This is a genomic window from Streptomyces sp. NBC_01166 (assembly GCF_045039765.1).
Classification (GTDB): domain Bacteria; phylum Actinomycetota; class Actinomycetes; order Streptomycetales; family Streptomycetaceae; genus Streptomyces.
The window spans coordinates 264,233-287,035 of the sequence record NZ_CP108613.1; the positions used below are offsets into that span (position 1 = coordinate 264,233).

A 22,803-nucleotide genomic window follows, 5' to 3' on the forward strand; every position below is an offset into this window, starting at 1 on the left:
CAAAGGTCGTCGCATTCGCCGGAGCGGTTCACCCATTGGCAACGCACCCGGAACCGTCCTCCGCGTCCTTCACCGGCGTTGATCGAGAAAGAGCCTCAGACGTGCACACACCCGCGACCCTGGTCCGCGGCGGCACCAGCAAGTGCTGGCTGTTCCACCAGGTCCATGTTCCCGCCGAACGCGCTGCCCTGGAGAAACTGCTGGTCGCGGCCTACGGTTCCGCCGACCCGGTGGAACTCGACGGGGTCGGCGGGGCCACCCCCACCACATCCAAGGCTGCCGTGGTGAGTGCCTCGCCCGAACCCGGCACCGACATCGACTACCTCTTCGCCCAGGTCGGCATCGGCACCGGCTCGGTGGAGTGGACGAGCAACTGCGGCAACTGCGCGACAGGCGTCGCTCTGTACGCGGTCGCAAAGGGCCTGGTACCGATCACCGGTGATCAGACCCGTGTGGTGATGCGCAACACCAACACCGGCGCCGTACTCGAAGGGCTCGTGGACACCGCCGGCGGCGTGGTGCACGACTTCGGCACGCAGACGGTGCCGGGCACCCTGGCGGGCGGTGTCGCGGTCGGCCTCACCTTCCGCGAGCCGGCCGGCAGCACCACCGGCTCCCTCCTGCCCACCGGCGAGGCCGTGCAGGAGATGAGGGTCGTCGGTTCCGCGGATCCGCTCCTGGTGAGCATGGTGGACGCCGGCGCCCCGGTCATTCTCGTTGACGCCATAAGTGCTGACCGCACCGGTTCCGAGACGCTGCAGCAGATGCGTACGGACGCGCCCTGGCTACGCACCGTCCGTCATGCCGCCGCACCACTGATGGGCCTGCTCGAGCCCGGCCAGGAACCCGGCGACGCTGTCCCCAAGGTCGGTCTGGTCGGCCGTGCGGCCCCCTACACCACGACGCTCGGAGAGTCCGTGGCGGCCGAGGACTACGACGTTTCGGTGCGCATGCTCAGCATGAACTCCCCCCACCCCGCGATCGGTTTGACCTCCGCCGTAGCCGTCGCGGCCGCGGGCCTGCTGAAGGACTCAGTAGTGCATCAGGCCACCGGCGGCCCCACTGGCGAGTGGTTGCGTCTGGGCACTCCCGCCGGAGTGATAGCGGTCCGTTGCTCGCACATACAGGACGGTCTGCCAGGCCGGGTCACCGTACAGCGGGCGGCGCGACTGCTCGCGGACGCCCGAATCTACGTGCCCGAAGCAGGCTGGCCACAGGCCGCCTGACCGGATGTCCGTCACCCCATAGGGCCCTGTACGCGCCCGTGTCCCCCGGGTTAGTCTCGCGCGCCTCGGGGCGCGCGCTGCCCTGCCCCCACCGCACCAAGGACAATGATGTCTGCTGAATTGATCTCCATAGGCGCGCTGCTGGTGATGTTCGTGGTCGGCACCATCTTGCCGATCAACCTCGGCATCCTCGCCTTCGTCGCCACCTTTGCCGTCGGCACCGCCTCACTGGGCCTCACCGAGGACGAGATCTTCGAGGGCTTTCCGGTCGAACTCTTCGTGACGATCGTCGGTGTCACCTATCTGTTCTCCGTCGCGCGCCGCAACGGCACCATCGACTGGCTCGTCGGGGCCGGGGTGCGGCTGGTACGCGGCAAGGTGGCGCTCATCCCCTGGGTGCTGTTCCTGGTCGCCGCGACGCTCACGGCCTTCGGCACCTTCACCCCTGCCGCCGTAGCGCTCCTCGTGCCGATCGCGATGAACTTCGCCTACCGGTACAAGATCAACCCGCTTGTGGCCGGCATGATGGTGATCAGCGGGGGGCACGCGGGCGCGTTCTCCCCCCTCGCGGTGTCCGGCGCACTCGTACTGGGCCTGGTCGACGACACCGAGCTGCACGTCTCACCCGTGGCCCTGTTCAGCGCCAGCTTCGCGATCAACCTGCTGCTGTCGGTCATCACGTACGTACTCCTCGCCAAGCGTCCCGCGCCACTCGCGGAGAATGCGCACGAGGAGGCCAACGACGAGGAGCACGCCGAGGCCGGAAGGCTCGACTGGCGCCAATGGCTCACGCTCGCCTGTCTGCTCGCGCTGGTCATCGGCGCGCTCGGTTTCCATCTGGAGATCGGCTTCCTGGCACTGCTTGCCGGGGCACTGCTGGCGCTGCTGGACATGAAGCGGCAGGAGAAGGCCGTGGACGGCATCAGCTGGTCCACCCTGCTGCTGGTGGCGGGCATGATGACCTACATCGCCATGCTGGAAAAGGCCGGCATCATCAAGGACATCTCCGAACACGCCGCAGACCTCGGCTCCCCGCTGGGCGTCGCCCTGGTGCTCTGTTTCACCGTAGCCATCACCTCGGCGTTCGCCTCCTCAACGGCGATCCTCACTGCGATCATCCCCCTCGCAGTGCCGCTGCTGCTCTCCAGCCACCTCAACGCCGCCGGTCTGATCGCGGCCCTGGCGGTGTCCACCACGATCGTCGACACCTCTCCGTTCTCCACCAACGGCGCGCTCGTACTCGGCAACGCCCGAGGAGTGGACACCCGACGCTTCTACCGCCAGGTCATCAGCTACACCGGCGGTATCGTCGCGGTCGGCCCCCTCGTCGCCTGGGGAACCCTCGTGCTCCCCTGGTCGTGACCACCGGGCATGACGTCCTGAGTGCGCCGAACGCGGTCCGCGTTCGGCGCACTCAGGACGTCATGCTGTGCATCCGCTGCCGCAGCTCCACCCAGGCCGCAGGCGTGCGACCGGGCGAGGTGGACCAGAAGGGGTGCCAGTGGATCCGGACGGACAGGGCGAGCAGGCGGCGGCGCAGCTCGGTAGCACGGCGCGGGGAGGCCGAGGGCACGGTAGGTGTCGTGCCATTCCTGCTGGGCTCGTACGAGGTCGTCGTCGACATCGGGGCGGCTGCATGGTTTCGAGAGCTTGGCCGAGCGGCGTCTACTCTTGGCGCTCGTTTTTGTGGGCGGCGTGAACGAGCTGCTGTCGCAGCGCGACCTGCAGCAGACTGCTCGCGTCGAGGCTTGTAGCGACCAGATCCGCCGAACGAGGATCGGGCAAAACAGAGCTGCCTACGATCAGTGGTGAGCTACTGCGGGAACGTCGGACCGTCTCGAGGTTCGGCCATGTACGGGGAGAGACATGTTCACAGGCGAGACGGGGCATGGGGCGCTCAGCGCTCTGAAGGGCGCCTACAGGGCCTTTGCGGGTGTGGTGACCTCACTCAGTGAGGAGGAGTCCTGGCTGCCAAGTGGATGCGCGGGGTGGGCCGTGAGAGATCTTGTCTTCCACTGCGTGGCCGACGCGCAAAGGGGGTTGGTGGCTCTGCACACGCCTGCTGACGGGCCTGCGGACAGAGATGGGGTCACCTACTGGGCGGACTGGCGGCCGGGCGCAGCAGATGCCGCGAACGAGCGGCGGTACATCCGGGTGGGCGCCAGCATGTTCCTGGACTTTGAGCAGTTGCGAGAGCTGTATCTGGCAACTGCGGCAGCGGCCGTCACCGCGGCTGAGCGCAGCGATTCCCAGCAGTTCGTCAGTACGCAGGGGCATGTACTCACCGTCGGCGACCTGATGAAGACCCTCGCCGTGGAGGCCACGATTCATCATCTTGACCTTGTTGCTCATCTTCCGGCAGTTGTATCGCGCCCGGAAGCCGTCGGGCTGGGGTGCGTGCGGGTCACTCTAGACGGCCTGCTTGGTCGCCCGGTGCCCGTGCACTGGAGCGATGAGCACTACGCGCTGGCTGCGACCGGGCGGCTGCCGCTGACCGCGGCTGAGAAACACCGACTTGGCACCGACGCTGATCGGTTCCCGCTATTTGGGTGATCGCTGTGGCACAGGAGGGTGACAACAAGATCGCGAGTTCGCAGTCTGTGACAGCTGGATTGCCTAGAGCGTGTCTCCTTGGTGGGTTGATCGGTTGATCGGATATGCCTGTCCGGTTAGCGATCACCGATGCGATGTGGGACCGGATCGAGCCGCTGATGCCGGCCGATCCGGTCCGTGGACGAAGGTGGGCCGACCACCGCCGAGCCCTGGAAGCCATCGCGTGGAAGTACCGCACCTGCTCGCCGTGGCGTGACCTTCCGGAGGAACTCGGGTCCTTTCAGACCGCGCACAAATGCCTGATCAGGTGGGCCGTGGACGGCACATGGGAACGAGTCCTCGCGGCGATCCTCGCTGTGGCGGATGCCGATGGCGACGTGGGCTGGACGGTCTCGGTGGACTCCACCATCTGCCGCGCCCACCAGCGTTCGGCCGGAGCCAGGAAAAAAGGGCTCCCGACCAGCCCGAGCCCGAGGACCACGCGCTTGGACGCTCTCGTGGCGGTTTGAGCACGAAGGTCCACTTGGCCAGCGACAGCCGGGCGCGGCCTCTGTTCATTCACCTCACGGCAGGCCAGGCTGGCTACGCGCCGGCCTTCGAGGCGGTCATGGCGGGAATCCGAATCCCGCGAAGCAACTCGGCAGACCAAGAACCCGCCCTGCGGGCGTCCTTGCGGATCGCGCCTACTCCTCCCGCGCGATCCATGGGCACCTCCGTCGACGCGGCATCCGTGCGGTCATCCCGCAGCCCGCCGACCAGGTCGGCCACCGCCTGCGGCGAGGCCGCGCTGTAGGCCGGTCCCCCGCCTTCAACGTCGAGGCATACAAGGAGCGCAATACCGTCTAGCGATGCATCGCCCGACTCAAGCAGTGGCGCGGCCTCGCAATGCGGACGGACAAGCTCGCCATCGCCTACCAGGCCGCACTCCACCTTGCTGCCATTCTCATCTGGACCCGGCGCTGAGCAAGGCGCCCGAAGGATTCGTCAGGCCTACCCGTGCACGATGAGCCGGTTCTGATCTCCGTCAAAGATGCTGGCCAGAACTTCGGCCTCCCGCAGGTTCCCGCCGAAGAGACCCCGCCGGTCGACATGCACGATCAGAATGTCGTAGCTGTCGATCACCTCAGAGATGCCCCGGGTCTCGATCGTGTCCGACCACGCGTCCAGATTCCGGCCGAACCACTCTGGCAGCCTGCATGGCGCACTCACCGCGTCCCAGAAGTCGTTGAGTGTCTCGATCAGTCGACCACGCAGGTCAACGACCAGCTCGCTATCCGTCATCGCAGCAGACTAACCAGCCCGCCCTACGAGGCACTCACCGGTCAAAGAGACAGGCTCTAGGTGTATCGACCCGCAGCGTTGTTCACGCGGCTGATCGGGGGTTGGCCTCCGAGCGCGGTGTGGCAGCGGTGGCGGTTGTAGGTGTAGAGGAAGTCTGCCAGGGCTGCTGTCCGCTCGTCGTTGGAGGTGTAGGGCTGGAGGTAGGCCCATTCGTCGGCGAAGGTGCGGTTGATGCGTTCGACTTTGAGTTTGCCGGTCGCGCCGATGTAGACCAGGGCTTGTGCTTCCGGACCAGCCCCTTGCGGTAGGCCCACGCATTGTCCGTCAGAACGCGCTCGATCCGGGTGATGCCCAGGTCGGCGAAGATCGCGGCGGCACGGGTCAGGAAAGGCTGCGCAGGTCGGGAGTGGTCGTCGCCCGCGGAGTGGAGGTAGTCGAAGTCCATGCCACAGACGAACATCCCCGCGAGGTCGTGCGCGTCCAGGCAGCGGCGGTCACCGACGCGGGCGCCGGCCACCTGGCCGACGACGCCACCGTGCTGCGCCTCGACTGGCACGGCCCCCGTCCGCACCGCCGTCGTCGGCCGACAGGTCCCTCTGGTCCTTGCTTGCCCTCTACCCGGGACTGGTCCATGGGGTTGATCTCGATACAGTTCCCGCGCTGCCGTCAGGGTGCGGTGCGTCTTCCAGTTCGCCGAACGCGCTCCGTCCGCGCCCGGTGTGCGGCGGGCAGCCTCATCAAGGACCGTGGTCCTGATCAGCAGTGCGAGCGCGGCTGTGCGCGGTTTGATCCCCGGCCGGTACGCGCGAGGCCCGCCGGTGCCCCGGCGGGCGCGCAGAGCTTCAGGCCGCGGGTGGCGTGCTGGTCGGCTTGGTGTCTCGGTGGTGTTCGGCGTTGATGCGCTGGGCTTCTTGGAGCTGGTCCTCAAGGATGACGATGCGGCAGGCCGCCTCGATAGGAGTACCGGCATCGACGAGTTCGCGGGCGCGGGCAGCAATGCGCAGTTGGTAGCGGGAGTAGCGGCGGTGGCCGCCTGGGGAACGCAGCGGTGTGATGAGACGGGCTTCGCCGATGGCGCGGAGAAACCCCTGTGTGGTGTTGAGCATCTCAGCGGCCCGGCCCATGGTGTAGGCGGGGTAGTCGTCGTCATCGAGACGGCCGAACGAGTCGTCTGCTGTCATCTGTACCTTCCTGTGGAACACGCGTCGGAGGGGCCCTGGTGCCAATAGCACCAGGGCCCCGAAGGAACTGCTACACCATCAGCCGGCTGTATTCTTCTCCGCCGGCTCTGTGTTTCCGCACACCCGCCGGGAAGAGATCCGCGGGTTGCGGGGATCGCGATTGCTTGACCGGAGACCACCTCACTATCGATGTCCTGCGGTACCCGGGCCCAATATTTCCGCCCGGGCGATCCTGATGGCGCTCAACTCCTCCGTTCTTTCCCTCTGGACAAACTACTTCCGTACCTCCGGTGGCCTCTCACAGCGCCACTTCGACAGCCAGCCCCGTCGCCCGTCCTGCATCCGCTCTGGCTTGGAACCCCACTGCCGAACCTCCCGGCACGCGCGCCGCAGCCTGACGCCTTTTACCGAGGAACCACTGATACTGCGGACTGCACTTGCGTACTGCGGTACCGCTCGCGGTGGCCCCTGATTCACTACGGGCCACCCAGTCCGGGGCCAGCCCCGTCGCCTACCTCCAACAACCCTGGCTTCGGAACTCCGCCACCGCACCGACCTGCACTTACATGTACTGCTTCCCGGCAGTTCATCCCTGCCGGGCCTGCTCGACCTCTTGGCTACGAACAAGACACTAGACCCAGCAACGACCAGATGTCTACCTCCGCCATGACAGGTTTCCTGTGAGGACTGACAGTGATGTCTTGCGGTGCGCAGCACCTAGTGTCACCTCAGGCAACGTTTACCCCGTCCTGAGGTGCCGCCCGGTGGCTGCACCGGGCGGCACCTCAGGACAGACAGAATGATCACGTGGCTGAACGGGTGCGGGTCCGGGATATTGACCACGCCGAGGGCAGACGGTTGCTGCGGATCATCCGCCGGTGGTGACCTGGCGGCGGGGCGACGACGCCTCCGGCGGGCACGACGGTCACGGCTCGTCGCCCTCGGCGTCCTCGTCCGCTCCGGCCTCCCAGGGCCAGCACAAACTCCGCCGACGTCGCGTTCGCCAAAGGGATGATCCCCGACCACCGTCAGGCCGCGAAGATGGCCGACCTCGCGCCTGACAAGGCCGAATCCGCCGAGGTCAAGAAGCTCGCCGACGAGATCAAGGAGGCCCAAGACCCGGACATCAAGACCCTGTCGGGCTGGCTGACCTCCTGGGGTGAGCAGATTCCCGCCGAGGGCACCATGGACCACTCCCTGCATGGCTCGGGCGGCGAGGCGAAGCCCGAGGAGATGGACAGCCTGACCTCGCAGACCGCCGAGATCGCCACGATGAACAGCCTGCTCGGCAAGCGCTGACCCACCCGGCAAGGGGGGTGCCGGGCCGGGCGGTGTGGCCGGCACCCCCCTTGCCCTTTGCCGGGCTCACCCTCCCCCTGCTCGGAATACCCCGGGGGGGTATATCGTTATCCTGTGAGTTCGCGGGGCGCGGGTCACACTGGACGGGATTGGGGTTGACGGTCATGGACCACAGCGCACACCACACCGGTACCGCTCACGACCACGCCGAGCACCAGGCGCACAGCGGCCACGGGCTCGGAGGCGCGTCCTGGGGGACTGCGGCGAAGGCGACGCTGCACTGCCTGACCGGCTGCGCCATCGGCGAGATCCTCGGCATGGCCATCGGTACCGCCCTGATGTGGGGCAACATCCAGACGATGATCCTGGCGATCGCCCTGGCATTCATCTTCGGATACTCCTTCACCCTCTTCGCGGTCCGGCGGGCCGGCCTGGACTGGAAGAGCGCGGTCAAAGTCGCGCTGGCCGCGGACACCGTATCGATCGCGGTGATGGAGCTCGTCGACAACGGCATCATTGCCCTGACGCCCGGGGCGATGGACGCCCAACTGTCGGACGCGCTGTTCTGGACGGCGCTGCTGGGCGGCTTCGCCGTGGCTTTCGTGATCACGATGCCGGTCAACAAGTGGATGATCGGCCGCGGCAAGGGCCACGCCGTCGTCCACGCCTACCACTGACGCTCGGCACCGCGCCCGGCTGCACCCTTCACGGTGCGGCCGGGCGCGTTCGCATGGAGAGGCGCTCATGCGACGGACCGTAGCCCGCGCCACGCTCCACCGATCACCCTCCACCTCGTGCTCCCCGGCAACGCTGGGATCACGGTGAACGGGACAGTACGACTATGACCGCCGGACAGTGCCTAGACGTCCGCAGACCGTACGGCCTCCGGCGGCACGGTGGTGTCGGTTCAGCTCAGCAGCCCGGTTTCCAGTCAGGACTCGTTTCCGCAAGAGACCGGCCCGGCCGTTACATCTGGCGCTTGACCATTTTGATCCGGTCGACGATGCCGGAGCTCCAGGGCAGCGTCAGGCCGGCGGTGACAGCGGCGAGATCCCCTTCGAGGCCATTGACAAAGGCGGGGAAACTGGGCAGGCCGTCGGCGCGGACCGCCTTGATCCATTGAGGAAGCTGGTCACCCTGGAGTTGGGTGAGCATCTTCCCGAAAGCGCGGACGTGCCCGGTGAGGGCATTAGTTCAGAGCAGCCCACGAGAACGGATTTGAGGTTCGGACGCTCGCTCTCCGGCAGGGTCTCGGGGTGAGTCAGGCTCCAGCCGGCGACCGTGCGTGGGGACGGCGGACGGGCCGCAGGTGCGGTCAGGGATCTGCGGAACGGCTGGAGATGGGCACGGACGGCTCCGTAGCCGCCGGTGTAACCGTGAGTCTTGATGTCTTCCCAGAGGGTCCAAGCGTTCGTGCAGCCGTCGGCCCGTCGCCCGTGCAGGTAGGGCTTGAAGTCGTCGAGCTTGGTCCTGCGGTTCTGCCACCGTCCCTGGAACAGGTCTTCCGGCCTTGCGGCGTCGGCCAGCCGTTGGACGGTGCGGTAGGTCATGCCGAGCTGTCGCTGAATCGAGCATCTGCTGTGGCCGGCGGCCAGCAGCGCGTGGACGGTGGCGTGCTTGGCGCGGGTGCGGTCGGCGAATCGGTGTCCGGTGGGCCATGGCGACCCACTCTCGGCCAGTTCCGGAGCCGGAGCCTTCTCCGACGTCGACTCGGCGAAGGTCGCACCTTAGGCACGCGCGGTTGTGCGAGACGCGCCTCTCGGCCGCTTCGCCGAAGTTGCGCCAGAATTGGAATCGGTCGGCGACCTGGACCGGGGTGGGTGCCCCGATCCTGGCACCCTCGGCGAAGTACGGGGCCGGTCGCGGCAGACGACCTCGATCCCCGGGTGATCCTCGACGTCGACCAGCGCGGTCCCGTAGACACAGCCTTTGCGCATCGCGTACTCGTCGACGCCAACCACACGCGGGACATGCGGCTGGGGCTCCGGAAGAGCAGCGACCAACCGCAGGACCGTGTTCCGGCTGACCTTTGCTCCGAAGCCATCGGCCAGCCTGGCACCGGCGCGACCGGCCAGGGCGAGGCCGACCTCGGCCAGCACCGACGCATTCGCCGACCGTGCCGCCAGATTAAGGACCTCAACCTGCTCGACGAACGTCCGCCGTCCGCAGGACATGTCTTCGCACGTGAAGCGCCGGACACGAAGCCGCGTGGCTTGAGTAGGCTCTGGCCGCGGTGCGAATGCGGCGGCGGATTGGATCCTGTCAGCTTCGTGGTGGCCGCCGAAGAAGGGAACGGGCTCATTCCAGCCGCACCCGGGTGCCACCGGTTCGCTCCGTCTCCAGCACCCACACCTCGTTATCCCCGGGACGGAGTACGGGACCGGGAACGTACAGGGCAGACTGAGGGCCCGCAGACCAGTACCGCCCGAGGCAGAAGCCGTTGATCCAGACGAAGCCCCTCCCCCAGTCCGGAAGTTCCAGCATCGCGTCCCCGGGGCCCGATACGTCGACGCTGCCCCGGTAGAGGCCCGGCTCACCCCCCTCCGGCAGGCGGGACGGCAGCCCGGCGACCGCCTTCCCGTCGTCGAACGCGTCCAGCCGCAGGCCGCGTGCGCTCACACCGTGCACGTACTGCCGCTCGTGCAGGATCCCGCCAGTCAGTCCCTTGGTCTCGCCCAGGCGGGGCCCGTAGTTGACGCGCCCCAGGGACTCCACCCATAGTTCCAACTCGGCAGGGCCGGCGACCGCCGTGCCGATCGGGGTGTCGACGCCGTCCACGGAGAGCCGGACCAGGTCCCGCACGCCGGGCAGGGACAGCGGCAGTGGCGGCCGCGGCCCGGGAACGCGGACCCGGTAGCGCACCAGGCCCCGGTCGACATCGAGCTCCTCGAAAGCCGGCGCCATGCCAAAGACACCCTCCGTTCCACCGAGCGTGTCCATCACCTCGTCCAGCGGCGTCCACGCATCGAGCACGGCTGTGGCCGGTGCCGTGAGGACCGGCCAGGCGGCCGGCACCGGAGGCGGAGGGATGTCAGCGAAGTCGGCCAGCACCTCCCGGAAGCGCCGGAACAGCTCCGTGGGCCTGCCCCGTTCATCGACGGGGGCACCGTAGTCGTAGGAGGTCACCGTCGGCTGCAAGGCGCCGTCGTGCAGGTCGCCCGCGCGGTTGGCGCCCGCCCAGCCGCCGAAGCTCGTCCCGCCGTGTGCCATGTAGATGTTCACCGACGCCCCGCACTCCAGAATCTCGCGCAGTACCGCCGCCGCGTCCCGGGCTTCGCGCGGCTCGGGCTCACCGGCGCCCCAGTGGGCGAACCAGCCGCACCAGAACTCCATGCACATCAGCGGCCCGGTGGGCCGGTGCCGGCGCAGCGTGCGGAAGGCCCCGGCTGCGTCCGAGCCGAAGTTCACGGTGGCCAGGACACCGGGCAGCGAACCGCCGGTAAGCATGTGGTCCTCGGACCCGTCGGAGGTGAACAGTGGCACCGTCACCCCGCCGTCCCGCAGGACCGTGGCCAGCTCTTGCAGGTACTCCTGGTCGGAGCCGTAACTGCCGTACTCGTTCTCGACCTGCACCATGACCACCGGCCCGCCGTGGTGGACCTGGCGCTCCACGACCTGGGGCAGCAGGCGGCCGAACCAGCGGCGCACCGGCTCCATGTACGCCCGGTTCCTGGTGCGGACCTGCCCTGCCACGGTGCCGGTGAGCCACTGTGGCAGCCCGCCGTTCTCCCATTCGGCGCAGATGTAGGGACCGGGCCGGACGACGGCCCACAGGCCCGCCGCGTGTACTGCGTCCAGGAACCTGCCCAGCGCCTCCGCGTCCCGGTACTGTCCGGGAAACGGCTCGTGCAGGTTCCACGGCACATACGTTTCGACGCAGTTGAGGCCCATCGCTCGCAGCATTTCCAGCCGGTGCGCCCACTGGTCCTCGTGCACCCGGAAGTAGTGCAGGGCGCCCGACAACAGCCGTACCGGCCGACCGTCCAGGGAGAATCCGCTGTCGGTCACGGTGAAAACGCCGTCCGCCGGTCGTTCGGTCATCGACGGTCACCTCTGTCTCTCTCGTTGTGCACGGCAGGTCAGCCGACGTCCGCGTAGGTGGTGCCCACGCGCAGCCGGTCCAGTCGGTTCACGACATCGCTCTGCGGGGTGTCCCGGTCGTAGACGCCCCATTTGGGTTCGTTGGCGCTGTCCCAGGTGCGTGCCGCGTAGCGGGAGCCTCCGCTGGTGAAGGTCTGCCGGGTCCCGTTGAAGGACAGCTCTACCCAGCCCGACTCGGCCGAGGCGGAGGTGTGGATACCGAGAGCGAACCGGCTCCATGCCCCGGCTGAGACCGGCGCCGACCAGATCAGGTGCCACGTGGCGTCCGTACTGACGTGGAAGAGGCGCACTGCACCGTCCTTGACGGTCATGATCAGGGGGTAGTTCTGTGCCGCGTTGGGATACGACTTCCACTGCCACACCACGAAGTCCCCGCTGACGGTGGACAGCTGGGACTCCCAGCCCAGCCAGTAGGTGGAGCCGAGCGCGAAGGCGTACCGGGCGCCGCCCACCGAGAGGCCCCGGGATTCGCAGCGGATGAGACCGCCGGGCTTGGTGAACCGGAAGATGGTCCCGTGACCGTCCTGGTTGGCGGCGGTGACCAGGCTGCCGGGCTCGGCGCACTCCACGCTGCCGAAAACGCCGGTGCCCCCTGCCGCGTCACCGTCCCAGACGGTTGCCGCGCGCGCCGAGGTGGCGGAGACCAAGAGGCAGGCCAGCGCCGCCGCCACGGCGGTGGAACGTCGTACCGTCGCCCTCATGCTGTCCTCACCGTGATCTTCTGGGTGGCGCCTGCCTCGGCGGTGAGATCTCCAAATGTGACGGTCAGCTTCCGTCCGGGTACGGCCTGTTCGACCGTGGCGGGATGGGAGACGACTGCGGTGACCCGGTGCCGCCACGTCAGGGTGAGCGTGGTGAGGGTGCGGGTCGGGTCGGAGACACAGACGACCGCGGTGCCGTCGTTCCGGTGCCGGATCAGCACCGCGCAGGGGCCGCTCACGGTGAGGTCGCCCACCGTCCCCGGCGCCCAGAAGTTGACAGCGGTGACGCCGAGGGAGGGGACGTGCACGCCCTGGGCCCGGGGCGTGTTGACGAGTGTTCTGAGCAGTCCTCGCGCGCCCGCGGCATGGGCCGCGGTGCGGGCCGCACTGGCTCCGGGCAGCAGGACGTAGGCGTAGGCGCCGTCGACCGGGTCGATGCCGTGGTCGACGTACAGGGTGAGGTAGCGGTCGGTGAGGGGGGCCGTGGACGAACCGGTTCTGATGTCGCTCCACCGGCCGGTGCGCTCCTCCCGCAGCGCCGTGATGCGGCCGCCCGCTGGAAAGACGTAGCCTCCATGGCCGGTGATATGCGCCCAGCCCGGGTCGCTCAGCGTCTCGGTCCAGCCCGGGGTGCCGGGCTTGCGGTGGCGGTCCACGGTCAGGGCGTGGGTGCCGGTGGGGCCGAGGCGGCGGTTGTCGATGACGGTGTCGACCGCCTCGCCGTCCGTGGCGGTGACGCCCGCGCCCAGACAGACGATGCCCTCGTCCAGGAAGAACCAGGATTTGTGTGCCTCCAGCGTCGAGGCCAGCCCCTTGAGATGCTGGCCCACCGCGGCGTACGTGCCGTCGGTCGTGCCTCCGACCCATGCCACCGCCGGGCGTTCGGCGCCCCACTGGCCGCCCTGGCCGTCGGCGAGCTTCTTCCTGGAAGCGGTGATGCCGGGCAGCCGGTTGGGGTCCACGGTGGCCCAGAAGGTCTGCGAGTACTGCTCGTTGGCGAAGTCGTCCCCCCACCAGGACAGCCAGCCGGCCCCGGTGTGGTAGCCGCGCAGGTTCTCCCCGTTGCCCCACTCGTAGTGCGCGATTCGGTCGGAGGCCATGGACAGGCAGGCGGCCCACCCCCGGCGGCGGTGTACCGCCCGGTCCTGGGCCGGGAAGAGCCGGTGTGCGACCGGCTCGGGCAAGGGCTTGACCGAGGTGTCGTCCACGACGCTCTGGAGCTGGGCGAGCTTGTAGATGCCGAGCATGGGGTTGGTGTGCGGAGGGCTGAAGTGCGCCCGCTGGATCCATCCCTTGGCCAGGGCGCGCCAGCGCGCGTTCTGCTCGGGGCTCGCGGCACGTCCCAGGGCGACGATCGAGGCGATGATCGAGTGGCCGCGCAGATGGTCGTCGTTGGCGCCGCCGGGATCGCCGGGCGGCAGGCCCCGTGAGACGGCGCGTCCGGAGACGGCGTCCATGCACAGGCCGTTGTAGATGAAGGGGGCCCAGGCCCGTTCGACGGCGTCGAAGTAGTTCTCCCGGGCCGGATCGGTGATCTCCCACGGGGAGCCGGCGAGCAGCGCGCACAGCAGGCTGAGGCCGGTGAACAGATCCGCGCCGTACGACCCGGCGTAGGGCACCCACGTGTGCTGGACGAAGGAGCCATCACGGTAGAGGCCATCCCCGGACGTCACGTAGGGGAAGACCGGGGACAGCGCCCCGGACGCGAGGGCGAGCCGGTCCGCGTCCTCGCCGACCAGGCCGCTGAGCGCGATCGTCCGGCACAGGTCGACGCGGTTGGCGCCGGTGGAGGTGCCCGTGTACGAGGCCACCGCACTGTCGGGCACGAACGCGCGGACGGCTTCCGTGATCGTGGCGATCAGCTCGGCGTCCAGGTGGTCGTACAGGAGGGTCGACGCGTCCAGCAGCGCGTGGGGCCCGCCGATCTGCCAGTTGTACCAGTTGCCATAGCGGACCCGGCCCGCGTGGTAGACGTCGGTGACCACGTGCCGGATGCCGGTCACGACATCTCGAGCGAAGGCATCGTCTCCGGTCAGACCCGTGCCGGGCTGGGCATACGCCTCTGCCATGGAACGCAGCCGCTGGAAGGTGAGCTGGATCTGCGCGGAGTAGGTGTACGACGCGGTGTCCGTGTCGGGATCCGGGTCCAGCCACACCATGCCCGGCCACAGGGAGCCCGGCGCGGGCAGCATGGTGGCCCGCCAGGCGGCGGCGTCGGTGCCCAGCCGGGCGAGCTTGGAGGCGAACGGCTCCGCGGTCGGGCTGAAACCGGAGCCGAGTATCAGGCCGCGCCAGGTGGCTCTGAGCCTTTCGAACTCGGCGGACGCGGCCGACGCGGCTTGGGCGGGCTCGGAGGTGGTCAGGACCGTCACCGAGGCGGTTGCGGGGAGACCCAGTGCGGCGGCGGCACCTCCCGTCGCCTTGACGAATCCGCGGCGGGACCAAGGTGTGGGCATGGCGTCTCCTGGGACAGGACGGAGGGAGAAAGACGGAGGAGGAACGCAAGAAGGAGGAGGGCGAGTGCGGTGGTGGGTTTCTAGCACGGTACGCACAAGATGCTCAATACGTAAGACTCATAAGAATCGATCATTGGAGTACGGTGGAACTTGCACCAATCGGGGGATCATCAGGAGGACGACAGATGCGGTCGCATGTCAATCAGCGCCACGAACGGGTGTTGGAGATCGTGCGCAGGCGAGGCGAACTGCGGGTAACGGATCTGGCGGAGGAACTGGGAGTCTCGGCCGTCACCGTGCGGCGCGATGTCGAGACGCTGGCCGAACAGGGGCGGTTGATGCGGCTGCACGGCTCGGTCACGTGCCCCGAGCCGCCCGGATCCGGCCCGGCCGCCGCCGACGCCGACGTGGACGCCCCTGTGCGATCAGCGCCCACCGGAGTGGTCCTGGGAATGGTCGTGCCCAGCATGGAGCACTACTTCGCGGAGCTGGTCAAGGGCGCTCAGGACGCCGTCGCGGCGCGCGGCGGCCGGCTGGTGCTCGGCATTGCCCACTGGCGGTCCGAGGAGGACACCGCACAGATCGGACGGATGCTCGACGGCGGCGTCGACGGCCTGCTGATCCAGCCCAGTTGGGAACGCGGGGTACCCAGCCCCGAGCAGGAGCAACAGCTGCTGGCGCTCCGAGTCCCGGCCGTTCTGGTGGACCGGCGCGTCCCTCTCGGGGGCCGGCTGGCCGGACTGGACAGCGCACGCTCCGACCATGCACTCGGGGCCGCCGCCGCCGTCCACCACCTCGCAGGGCTGGGGCACGAGCGAATCTCCCTACTCGCCCAGGACAACCCGACGTCACCGCAGGTCCGGGAGGGATATGAGGCCGCCATGGCGGCGCGTGGACTCTCGGTGCCGCCGCTCGTGGACGTCGACCCGGAGGACCCGGCCGGCCTGGAGGCGGCGGCCCGGACGCTGTACCGGTCGGTGGCGGAGGGCGGGGTCACCGCCGCGATCGTCCACAACGATCAGACCGCGATCGGGGTGGTGCAACGGCTACGCGAACGAGGCCTCTCCCTCCCTGGCGACGTGTCGCTGGTGGCGTACGAGGACGAAATGGCGGCGCTGGCCGATGTGCCGCTGACCGCCGTGGCTCCGCCGCGGCAGGCAGTGGGGGAGAGCGCCGTCGAGATGATGTTCGCCCGGCTCGGAGCTGGGCCCGGTGCGGCGGCGCCGAGTCGGCACGTCTCTCTGGTACCCCGGCTCATGGTGCGGGCGTCCTGCGCTCCACCCCGGTGATCTCGGATACCCAACAGTTGATTGTTTTGATCGAGTTGGTCATTTACTCTTGACGGACGATCGTTCTGCGCAAAAGATGAACGGAATCGCCTCCGGTCGCTGAGGCGCCTTGCTCATCGAGGAGCCAGTGCAGATGAAGCCCGCCCACCGCATGCCCCGCCTCGCTCTCACAGCCTCCCTGGGCTGTCTGGCCCTCCTCGCCACCGCCTGCGGCGGGGGCGGCGGTACGTCCGGGGCTACGGACGGCAAGCCGGTCACCCTCACCATGTGGTCCTGGATGGTCGGCACCAAAGAGGTCGTCGAAGAGTTCAACGCCACCCACGAGGACATCAAGGTCGAGTACACCGAAATCACCGCCGGCGCCGACGGCTACTCCAAGATCGACAGTGCGATCAAGGGCGGCAACGCACCTGACGTCGTGGGCATGGAGTACGCGATGCTCCCTGAGTTCGCCAGCCAGGGGAACCTGGAGGACCTGACCGGACACTCCGGGAAACTGGTCAAGTCGTTCCCCGAGAGCCTCCAGTCGCTGGTCACCCCCGGCGGCCGTACGTGGGGCGTCCCCTTCGACGTCACCCCGCAACTCCTCTACTACCGCACCGACCTGTTCGAGAAGGCAGGCGTCGAAGTACCGGTCACCTGGGCCGAGTTCGAGAAGGCGGCGAAGAAGATCAAGGCTGCCGACAAGGGGGCCCGCATCCTCAACATCCCCAAGGGCGGCGACATCCCATTCATCAACGGACTGGCCTGGCAGGCTGGTTCGCAGGGCTTCGGCGTCGAGGGTGACGCATGGACGGTGCACATCGACGACGAGCCCGCCCTGAAGGTCGCCGGGTTCTGGGACGGTCTGGTACGCGACGGCCTGGTGCTCAACCACCCCGCCTGGAGCGAGGAGGAGAGCACCGCCAAGAAGAAGAATCAAGTCGCCGCGTTCATCGGCGCCCCCTGGAGCGGAGCCGGCCTGATATCCCAGACACCGGAACAGAGGAAGAAGTGGGCCGTGGCTCCGCTGCCCACATGGGACGGCACACCGGCCACCGGAACCTGGGGCGGCACCTCCTTCGCCGTGCCCAAGGGCAGCGACCACATCGAGGGCGCGGCGGAGTTCATCGAGTGGCTCACCACCGATCCGGCCGCGATGAAGGCCCGGCTCGCGGACGCCGAGGCGCCAAGCAGCGTTCTGCCCGCCGACCCCGGCCTGCAGAAGGTCGCGGCAACGGAGTTCACCCGAGCCGCGGGCGGCTACTTCGTCAACGACCTCTACCAGGTCGCTGCCGACCAGGTGGACACCATCGGTGACGGCTGGAGCTGGGGCCCGGTGCAGGGTTCGGTGAACGAGGCGTTCGAGAGCACCGTGGCCAAGGGCGGCTGGGAGGCCGGGTTCGAGGCGGCCCAGCGGGCGGCGCTGAAGGCGCTCCACGACCGCGGACTGAAGACCGTCGACTGACCCCGTGCCCGGCGGACCCGCGACATACCGGCCGCGCCCCGGCCCGACCTGGTGGGGCGGCCAGTGGCCGCGGATGGGTGCCGTAGAAGCTCCTGACCTGGTGGGGGCCCGGGTGGCGCGAGCGCCGTGGAAGCCCCCCCCTCGCCGCACGTCGACACGCCACGAAAGCCGCCACCCCCGCCATCTCGGGTACGTCGACACCGCGGCACACCACCTCGGCCTGCCCCATCCGGCCGTCTCGCCCCCTGATCCACCACTGTTCCGGCCCCGCTGCCCCGGGCGCCGAGGTCAGGAGAACTTCATGACAGTTCCGGCCCCAGCCCCTGTTCGCCCCTCGGCCGGACGCGCCCGACAGCGTGCCGCCGCGGCCTACCTCGTACCTTTCTTCGTCCTCTTCACGCTCGTCATGGTCGCTCCCATCGGCTACGCGCTCTGGACCAGCCTGTTCAAGGAAGAGTCCTCCGGTCTCGGCTTCGGCGGCACCGAGAGCGTCTTCGTCGGCCTCGGCAACTACGCCGACGCACTCGGCGACACGGCCCTGCGCGCCTCGTTCCTGAACGTCGCCGCCTACGTGGCGATCTACATCCCGCTCATGACCTGCACGGCACTGTTGCTCGCCCTACTGCTGGACTCGACCGTCGCACGGGCCAAGCGGCTGTTCCAGCTCGCCCTCTTCCTGCCCTACACGGTGCCTACCGTCATCGCGGCGATCATCTGGGTCTACCTGTACTCCCCCAGCCTCAGCCCGGTCATGGACTGGCTCGGCTCCGCAGGCGTCAGCGTGGACTTCTTCTCCGCGCCGCTGGCCGTCCCCTCGGTCGTCAACATCGTGACCTGGCATTATGTCGGATATAACATGGTGATCCTCTACGCGGCGCTCCAGGCGATCCCTCGGGAGACACTCGAAGCGGCCACCATGGACGGCGCTGGGGCGGTTCGTACCGCGCTCCGGATCAAGGTCCCCCACATTCGTTCAGCCCTGGTCCTCAGCCTCCTGTTCACCTGCGTCGGCGCCATCCAGCTCTTCAACGAGCCCTACATGCTCACGACCCAGTCAGAGGCCATCAACCGCGACTGGTCACCCGTGATGTACGTGCACAAGACGGCGTTCGTCGATCACCAGCCCGGCCTCGCCTCCGCGGCGGCGATCCTGATCGCTTTCCTGGCCGGCCTCCTGTCCTACGCAGTCACCAAGCTCGGCAACCGCTGGAAGGCAGCATGACCACGCACACCGTCACCGGGCAGCCCTCCCCCCGCACGGCCGGCGAGGGGAGCGGACCCAAGATACGAACTCGCCCGCCCGGCCCACGCCCAGGCGGCTGGGGCCACGCCCGCCCGAGCCGCTCGTGGACCTCCAAGGCCGTGGTCAACGGCCTTCTCGCCCTCTTCGCCTGTTACACCCTGATGCCCCTGACCTGGTTGTTCGTCGCCAGCACGAAGGACCACGGTGATCTCGTCGGCACCGGCGGATTCACCTTCGCCGACTTCAACCTCTTCGCCAACCTCGGTGACCTGTTCACCTACGGCGACGGAATCTACGGGCGTTGGCTGCTCAACAGCATCCTGTACTTCGGCCTGGGCTGCCTGGCCTCCACCCTCGTCAGCACGGCCGTCGGCTACGCCTTCGACAAGTACGACTTCCCGCACAAGGAGAAGCTATTCGGCATAGTGCTGCTAGGCGTCCTCGTGCCGAGTGCCGTCCTCGTGCTGCCCCAGTACCTGCTGGCCAGCAAGGCGGGCCTGGACAACACCTACTGGGCCGTCCTGGTCCCCCTGCTGGTCAACCCCTTCGGCGTCTACCTCGCCCGGGTCTTCTCCGAGGGGTACATCCCCGACGAGGTGATCGAGGCCGCCCGGATGGATGGCGCGGGAGAGTGGCGCGTCTTCCGCTCGGTCGGCCTGCCGATGATCGCGCCCGGCTTCGTCACCCTGTTCCTCTTCACCTTCACCTCGAGCTGGAACAACTTCGTCCTGCCGCTGTACATGCTGAGCAACGACAAGCTCTACCCCGTCACCCTCGGCCTGGCGATCTGGAGCAAGTCCTCCCAGCAGAACCCGGAGTTCTACATGCTGACGATCGTGGGGGCGCTGGTCTCGGTCCTTCCCCTGATCATCGCCTTCGTCTGTCTCCAGCGCTTCTGGCGCTCCGGGCTCACCGCGGGCGCGGTGAAGTGACGATGACCGCACGGCACACGACGGCGCCGGCCGCCAAGGTCCTTCCCCCGCTCGCGCCCAGCCCCCGTCCGCGGCGTCCCCGCACCGCCCTCGCGATGTCGCGGGAGACCCGCGACGCCCTGCGCGACGAGGGCGCCATCGACCTGCTCCGCGAGGTGGCCGACCTCGATCCGGACCTGCTGGTCACCAACTTCGCGGACCCCTCCGCCGCCACTACCCTTGGCCGGACAGAGGTGCTGCTCACCCACTGGGGATGTCCGCCGCTGACTGAGCAAGCGCTCGCGGCCATGCCCCAACTACGGGCCGTCGTCCACGCCGCAGGATCCGTCAAGCACCATGTGACCGACGCCGTGTGGGAGCGCGGCATCACCGTGTCCAGCGCCGCGGCGGCCAACGCGCTGCCGGTCGCCGAGTACACGTTGGCCGCGATCCTCCTCACCGGCAAGCGGATCCTGGAGAGCGCGTGTGCCTACCGTGATCGGCGCGCCCCGTACCCGCTGCTGCCCTACTTCGCCGGTCACGGCAACTACCGGCGGGTCGTTGGCATCGTCGGCGCCTCGCGTACCGGCCGACGCGTGATCGAACTGCTGCGGCCGTTCGATTTCACCATCCTGGTCCACGACCCCTACCTGGACGACGCCGGTGCCGCCCGTCTTGGGGCGCGGCCCGTCGGCCTCGACGAACTGACCCGGCTCAGTCAGGTCATCTCCATCCATGCCCCCCAACTACCCGAAACCCACCACATGTTCGACGCCAGGCGGTTGGCCCTGCTGTCCGACGGGGCCACACTGATCAACACCGCACGCGGCTCCCTGGTCGACACGGACGCGCTCCTCACCCACCTGACGTCCGGACGCATCCACGCAGTCCTCGACGTCACCGACCCCGAGACACTGCCCGCCGAATCACCGCTGTTCCGGCTGCCGAACGTGCTCCTGACCCCGCACATCGCCGGCTCGCTGTGCAGCGAGCTAGGCCGCATGGCCGACTACGCATCCGCCGAGATCACCCGCTACGCCCGGGGCATGCCCTTCGCCCATGGTGTGGAGCCCCAGGACCTGGCTCGGACAGCGTGACGGTGGCGATCGTGCAGAGCGTGGGCTGCGTCGGCCCGGACTGCTCGTTCACCCGCACCCAGGCCGAGGCCGAGGGGCGGCGCCGTGGCCGAGGCCGCCGGCTGCAAGAACCCCCGTACGGCCGACTCCTGCCTGCGGCGCACGTCCACCGCCGGCCTTGTCAAGGCGTCCGGGACACCGCGCCCGGCTCCGCCCCCGACGCTGCGTCCGAGCACAACGGGTACCGCTCGCCGACGATGACGCCGGCGACAGGATCAGCGGCGAGCTGGAAGTCGGGAGTCTGCCCCTCGTGAAAGCAGAGCCGCCACTCGCGTTCGTGCGGCCAGTCAGCACGTCCTGGTTCGTAGCGAACCCGTCGGGCTCGGAACGGGGCAGGCATGTCATTCATCGCGTCCATCTACGAGGTCAGTCCCAGCAATCTGCACCCCAGTCGCGCGATGTCCGCAACCCCGGGCCCAGTGGCGCCCGCAGGAGCGCGCGCACCACCGACAGATGCGTCACAAGTGCGCGTTTTACGCGTTCGGGTCCCAGCCTGCGAGCTGCTCCATCGGCTCGGTGTTGCCGGTGGTCTCCAGGCCGTCGAGCGGGACGCGCTCGTAGAAGTAGAGGACCAGTTCGCTCGCTGCGCCTCGCATAGCCATGTCGCCCGGCTCCGCGTCGGCGCCGAGGTCGTCGCAGCGGACGCCCTCGGCGTTGAGGGTCAGGCGCCAGGAGCGGCCCTCGGTCGTGTGCAGGTCGATGGTCGCCGGCTTGAACGGCCAGGGGACGGTCGTCGCCGAGACGGTCGTCAGGAACTCGTCGACGCCCTCGACCGCGACGTCCGTCGGCAGCGGCTGTGCGGCCCCCTGAGTGAGCTGGGCGTCGTAGGTGTGGACGGCGATCTCCTGGATCTGGTGCCGGGCCACGGCTCCGCTGGTCTCCGGGGCCTGCGAGCGGCCCCACCAGGTCCAGCAGCCGCGGTCCGGGCCGGCCCCGCGCATCGCGTCGAGCATGAGCTCGGTCGACTCGGCGAGCCAGGCTTCCAGGGCTTCACGGTCGCGGGGCGCGGTCGGGGCGCCCTTCGGGTCCGTCTTCGCCGGGGGCTCAGCGCCCGGGCCCGCCGCGACGATGGCGGCCTGGCGGCGGCGGCCGTCGCCGAGGTGCTGCGCCAGTTCGCGCAGCGTCCAGTCCGGGCAGGTCGGGACCTGAACGTCAAGGTCGGGGGCGGACGCTATCGCGGCGCGGAACGCGGCCGAGCGGTCTTCGATCAACCGCAGAACCTCGGGGAACTCCAAGATGTCGTGCACGTCGGTTGTGTATCACGGCGCTCCGGCCGCCGGGTAGCGAATTTGTCGGACGAACGCGTCGACGGCCGGGCGGAGCGCCGGCGCGCTGAAGCCGTCCTGAAACTCCGCGCACTGCTCGCCCACGGCGACTTCGACCGCTACCGGACCAACCATCTGGGCAAGAGCACCAGCGCAACCACCAGGCCCGCTACCAACTCGCTGCTTGACGTACGAAACCACTCCCGGCAATCCGCACCCGTTCCCTGGGGAGCCCAGCCTGCTGGTGACCTTGCGTGGTCGCCTGCGGCGTACCGACTCCATGTCCCACCGCTCTCTCCGAGGAGATGGCTGCTGGTCTTGTGGTGGTAGCCGAGGGCGTCCGCGACGACGGGGGCGGGCAGTCCGAGGAGTTGTTGCCGGATGGCGGCGGCGACCGGGACACCGGTCTCGCCCAGGCGTGCGGACGGGTGGTCGGGGCGGGCCGGCCGTCCGGCCCGGCAGCCGGGGAAGAGCCAGCAAGATGCGTGGTTGGTGGCGGTGTTCATGTTGGCGCGGTCCGCGATGTATGCCAGCAGCAGAGCTGCGACTGGTGCGGGGACGGGGGTGGGCTCCCCGAGCCGCAGAAGGGTGGTCTCTCCGTCGTGCAGTACGTCGTCGACTCTCAGCTGGACGACCCGGGTTAGGGGTTGCGCGTAGAGGAGGGCATGCCGCCGGCAACACGGAGGTTCATAGGTGCGTCTGTGTCGCTCAGCA

20 protein-coding genes and 3 pseudogenes are annotated in these 22,803 nt (G+C 68.6%); 13 read left to right on the forward strand and 10 right to left on the reverse strand.

All coding sequences use genetic code 11. The annotated features are described in order from the left end of the window. Positions 1 to 101: 101 nt before the first annotated feature. Together OG379_RS01355 and OG379_RS01360 are read left to right on the forward strand one after the other, a co-directional pair. Positions 102 to 1,226, forward strand: a complete 1,125-nt coding sequence (locus OG379_RS01355; RefSeq protein WP_405658372.1) for a PrpF domain-containing protein — start codon at positions 102 to 104, stop codon at positions 1,224 to 1,226. 105 nt (positions 1,227 to 1,331) lie between these two features. After that, complete coding sequence (locus tag OG379_RS01360) at positions 1,332 to 2,588, forward strand: SLC13 family permease (RefSeq protein WP_405658374.1); 1,257 nt, start codon at positions 1,332 to 1,334, stop codon at positions 2,586 to 2,588. Between the two features lie 52 nt (positions 2,589 to 2,640). On the opposite strand, the gene OG379_RS01365 is transcribed toward OG379_RS01360, so the two are convergent. After that, the gene (locus OG379_RS01365) at positions 2,641 to 2,850 is read right to left on the reverse strand and encodes a hypothetical protein (RefSeq protein WP_405658377.1); all 210 of its coding nucleotides are present in this window, start codon (positions 2,848 to 2,850) and stop codon (positions 2,641 to 2,643) included. 242 nt (positions 2,851 to 3,092) lie between these two features. Here OG379_RS01365 and OG379_RS01370 point away from each other — a divergent pair, with 242 nt between their 5' ends. Both OG379_RS01370 and OG379_RS01375 read left to right on the forward strand, forming a co-directional pair. After that, entirely contained in the window at positions 3,093 to 3,779 is a 687-nt protein-coding gene (locus tag OG379_RS01370) for a maleylpyruvate isomerase N-terminal domain-containing protein (RefSeq protein ID WP_405658379.1), read from the forward strand. Between the two features lie 104 nt (positions 3,780 to 3,883). Next, positions 3,884 to 4,742 (forward strand): annotated as a pseudogene (locus OG379_RS01375) (IS5 family transposase). Positions 4,743 to 4,769: 27 nt separating this feature from the next. Here the strand turns inward: OG379_RS01375 and OG379_RS01380 are convergent. Both OG379_RS01380 and OG379_RS01385 read right to left on the reverse strand, forming a co-directional pair. Continuing rightward, on the reverse strand, positions 4,770 to 5,060 hold the full coding sequence (locus OG379_RS01380; protein WP_405658381.1) for a barstar family protein: 291 nt from the start codon (positions 5,058 to 5,060) through the stop codon (positions 4,770 to 4,772). A gap of 56 nt (positions 5,061 to 5,116) precedes the next feature. Continuing rightward, positions 5,117 to 5,508, reverse strand: a pseudogene (locus OG379_RS01385) (integrase core domain-containing protein); the annotation flags it as partial. 6 nt (positions 5,509 to 5,514) lie between these two features. Between OG379_RS01385 and OG379_RS01390 the strand changes: the two are divergent. Further along, a pseudogene (locus OG379_RS01390) lies at positions 5,515 to 5,652 on the forward strand (serine/threonine-protein phosphatase); the annotation flags it as partial. Positions 5,653 to 5,902: 250 nt separating this feature from the next. Here OG379_RS01390 and OG379_RS01395 read toward each other — a convergent pair. Then, positions 5,903 to 6,241: a MerR family transcriptional regulator gene (locus OG379_RS01395; protein ID WP_405658383.1), complete on the reverse strand. Its 339-nt coding sequence runs from the start codon at positions 6,239 to 6,241 to the stop codon at positions 5,903 to 5,905. Between the two features lie 1,011 nt (positions 6,242 to 7,252). Here OG379_RS01395 and OG379_RS01400 point away from each other — a divergent pair. Next, positions 7,253 to 7,540 carry a DUF305 domain-containing protein gene (locus OG379_RS01400; protein ID WP_405658386.1) on the forward strand — a complete coding sequence of 96 codons (288 nt, stop codon included), beginning with the start codon at positions 7,253 to 7,255 and terminating at the stop codon, positions 7,538 to 7,540. A gap of 164 nt (positions 7,541 to 7,704) precedes the next feature. After that, positions 7,705 to 8,217: a DUF4396 domain-containing protein gene (locus OG379_RS01405; RefSeq protein ID WP_405658388.1), complete on the forward strand. Its 513-nt coding sequence runs from the start codon at positions 7,705 to 7,707 to the stop codon at positions 8,215 to 8,217. Positions 8,218 to 8,506: 289 nt separating this feature from the next. Here OG379_RS01405 and OG379_RS01410 read toward each other — a convergent pair whose 3' ends face one another. The 4 genes from OG379_RS01410 to OG379_RS01425 all read right to left on the reverse strand — a co-directional run bounded on the left by OG379_RS01410 (position 8,507) and on the right by OG379_RS01425 (position 14,798). Next, positions 8,507 to 8,695 carry a hypothetical protein gene (locus tag OG379_RS01410; RefSeq protein ID WP_405658391.1) on the reverse strand — a complete coding sequence of 63 codons (189 nt, stop codon included), beginning with the start codon at positions 8,693 to 8,695 and terminating at the stop codon, positions 8,507 to 8,509. Between the two features lie 1,143 nt (positions 8,696 to 9,838). Continuing rightward, positions 9,839 to 11,581: a glycoside hydrolase family 35 protein gene (locus tag OG379_RS01415; protein ID WP_405658393.1), complete on the reverse strand. Its 1,743-nt coding sequence runs from the start codon at positions 11,579 to 11,581 to the stop codon at positions 9,839 to 9,841. Between the two features lie 38 nt (positions 11,582 to 11,619). Further along, entirely contained in the window at positions 11,620 to 12,342 is a 723-nt protein-coding gene (locus OG379_RS01420; protein WP_405658396.1) for a heparin lyase I family protein, read from the reverse strand. Further along, positions 12,339 to 14,798 (reverse strand): polysaccharide lyase 8 family protein, encoded by a 2,460-nt coding sequence (locus tag OG379_RS01425; RefSeq protein WP_405658398.1) that lies wholly within the window; start codon positions 14,796 to 14,798, stop codon positions 12,339 to 12,341. The genes OG379_RS01420 and OG379_RS01425 overlap by 4 nt, the downstream gene beginning before the upstream one ends. A 185-nt stretch (positions 14,799 to 14,983) precedes the next feature. Here OG379_RS01425 and OG379_RS01430 point away from each other — a divergent pair, with 185 nt between their 5' ends. The 5 genes from OG379_RS01430 to OG379_RS01450 all read left to right on the forward strand — a co-directional run bounded on the left by OG379_RS01430 (position 14,984) and on the right by OG379_RS01450 (position 20,785). Then, positions 14,984 to 16,087 carry a substrate-binding domain-containing protein gene (locus OG379_RS01430; protein WP_405658400.1) on the forward strand — a complete coding sequence of 368 codons (1,104 nt, stop codon included), beginning with the start codon at positions 14,984 to 14,986 and terminating at the stop codon, positions 16,085 to 16,087. A 133-nt stretch (positions 16,088 to 16,220) separates the two neighbouring features. Next, complete coding sequence (locus OG379_RS01435) at positions 16,221 to 17,534, forward strand: ABC transporter substrate-binding protein (protein ID WP_405658402.1); 1,314 nt, start codon at positions 16,221 to 16,223, stop codon at positions 17,532 to 17,534. A gap of 301 nt (positions 17,535 to 17,835) precedes the next feature. Next, on the forward strand, positions 17,836 to 18,756 hold the full coding sequence (locus OG379_RS01440) for a carbohydrate ABC transporter permease (RefSeq protein ID WP_393767265.1): 921 nt from the start codon (positions 17,836 to 17,838) through the stop codon (positions 18,754 to 18,756). Then, positions 18,753 to 19,709 (forward strand): carbohydrate ABC transporter permease, encoded by a 957-nt coding sequence (locus tag OG379_RS01445; protein ID WP_405658406.1) that lies wholly within the window; start codon positions 18,753 to 18,755, stop codon positions 19,707 to 19,709. The genes OG379_RS01440 and OG379_RS01445 overlap by 4 nt, the downstream gene beginning before the upstream one ends. Before the next feature lie 95 nt (positions 19,710 to 19,804). After that, entirely contained in the window at positions 19,805 to 20,785 is a 981-nt protein-coding gene (locus OG379_RS01450; protein WP_405668364.1) for a hydroxyacid dehydrogenase, read from the forward strand. A 512-nt stretch (positions 20,786 to 21,297) separates the two neighbouring features. Here OG379_RS01450 and OG379_RS01455 read toward each other — a convergent pair. Next, on the reverse strand, positions 21,298 to 22,071 hold the full coding sequence (locus tag OG379_RS01455) for a maleylpyruvate isomerase family mycothiol-dependent enzyme (protein WP_405658407.1): 774 nt from the start codon (positions 22,069 to 22,071) through the stop codon (positions 21,298 to 21,300). A 12-nt stretch (positions 22,072 to 22,083) separates the two neighbouring features. Next, positions 22,084 to 22,224, reverse strand: coding sequence for a hypothetical protein (locus tag OG379_RS01460; protein WP_405658409.1), 141 nt, complete (start codon positions 22,222 to 22,224; stop codon positions 22,084 to 22,086). Between the two features lie 170 nt (positions 22,225 to 22,394). Here OG379_RS01460 and OG379_RS01465 point away from each other — a divergent pair, with 170 nt between their 5' ends. Then, complete coding sequence (locus tag OG379_RS01465; RefSeq protein ID WP_405658412.1) at positions 22,395 to 22,733, forward strand: hypothetical protein; 339 nt, start codon at positions 22,395 to 22,397, stop codon at positions 22,731 to 22,733. The last annotated feature ends 70 nt before the right edge of the window (positions 22,734 to 22,803 follow it).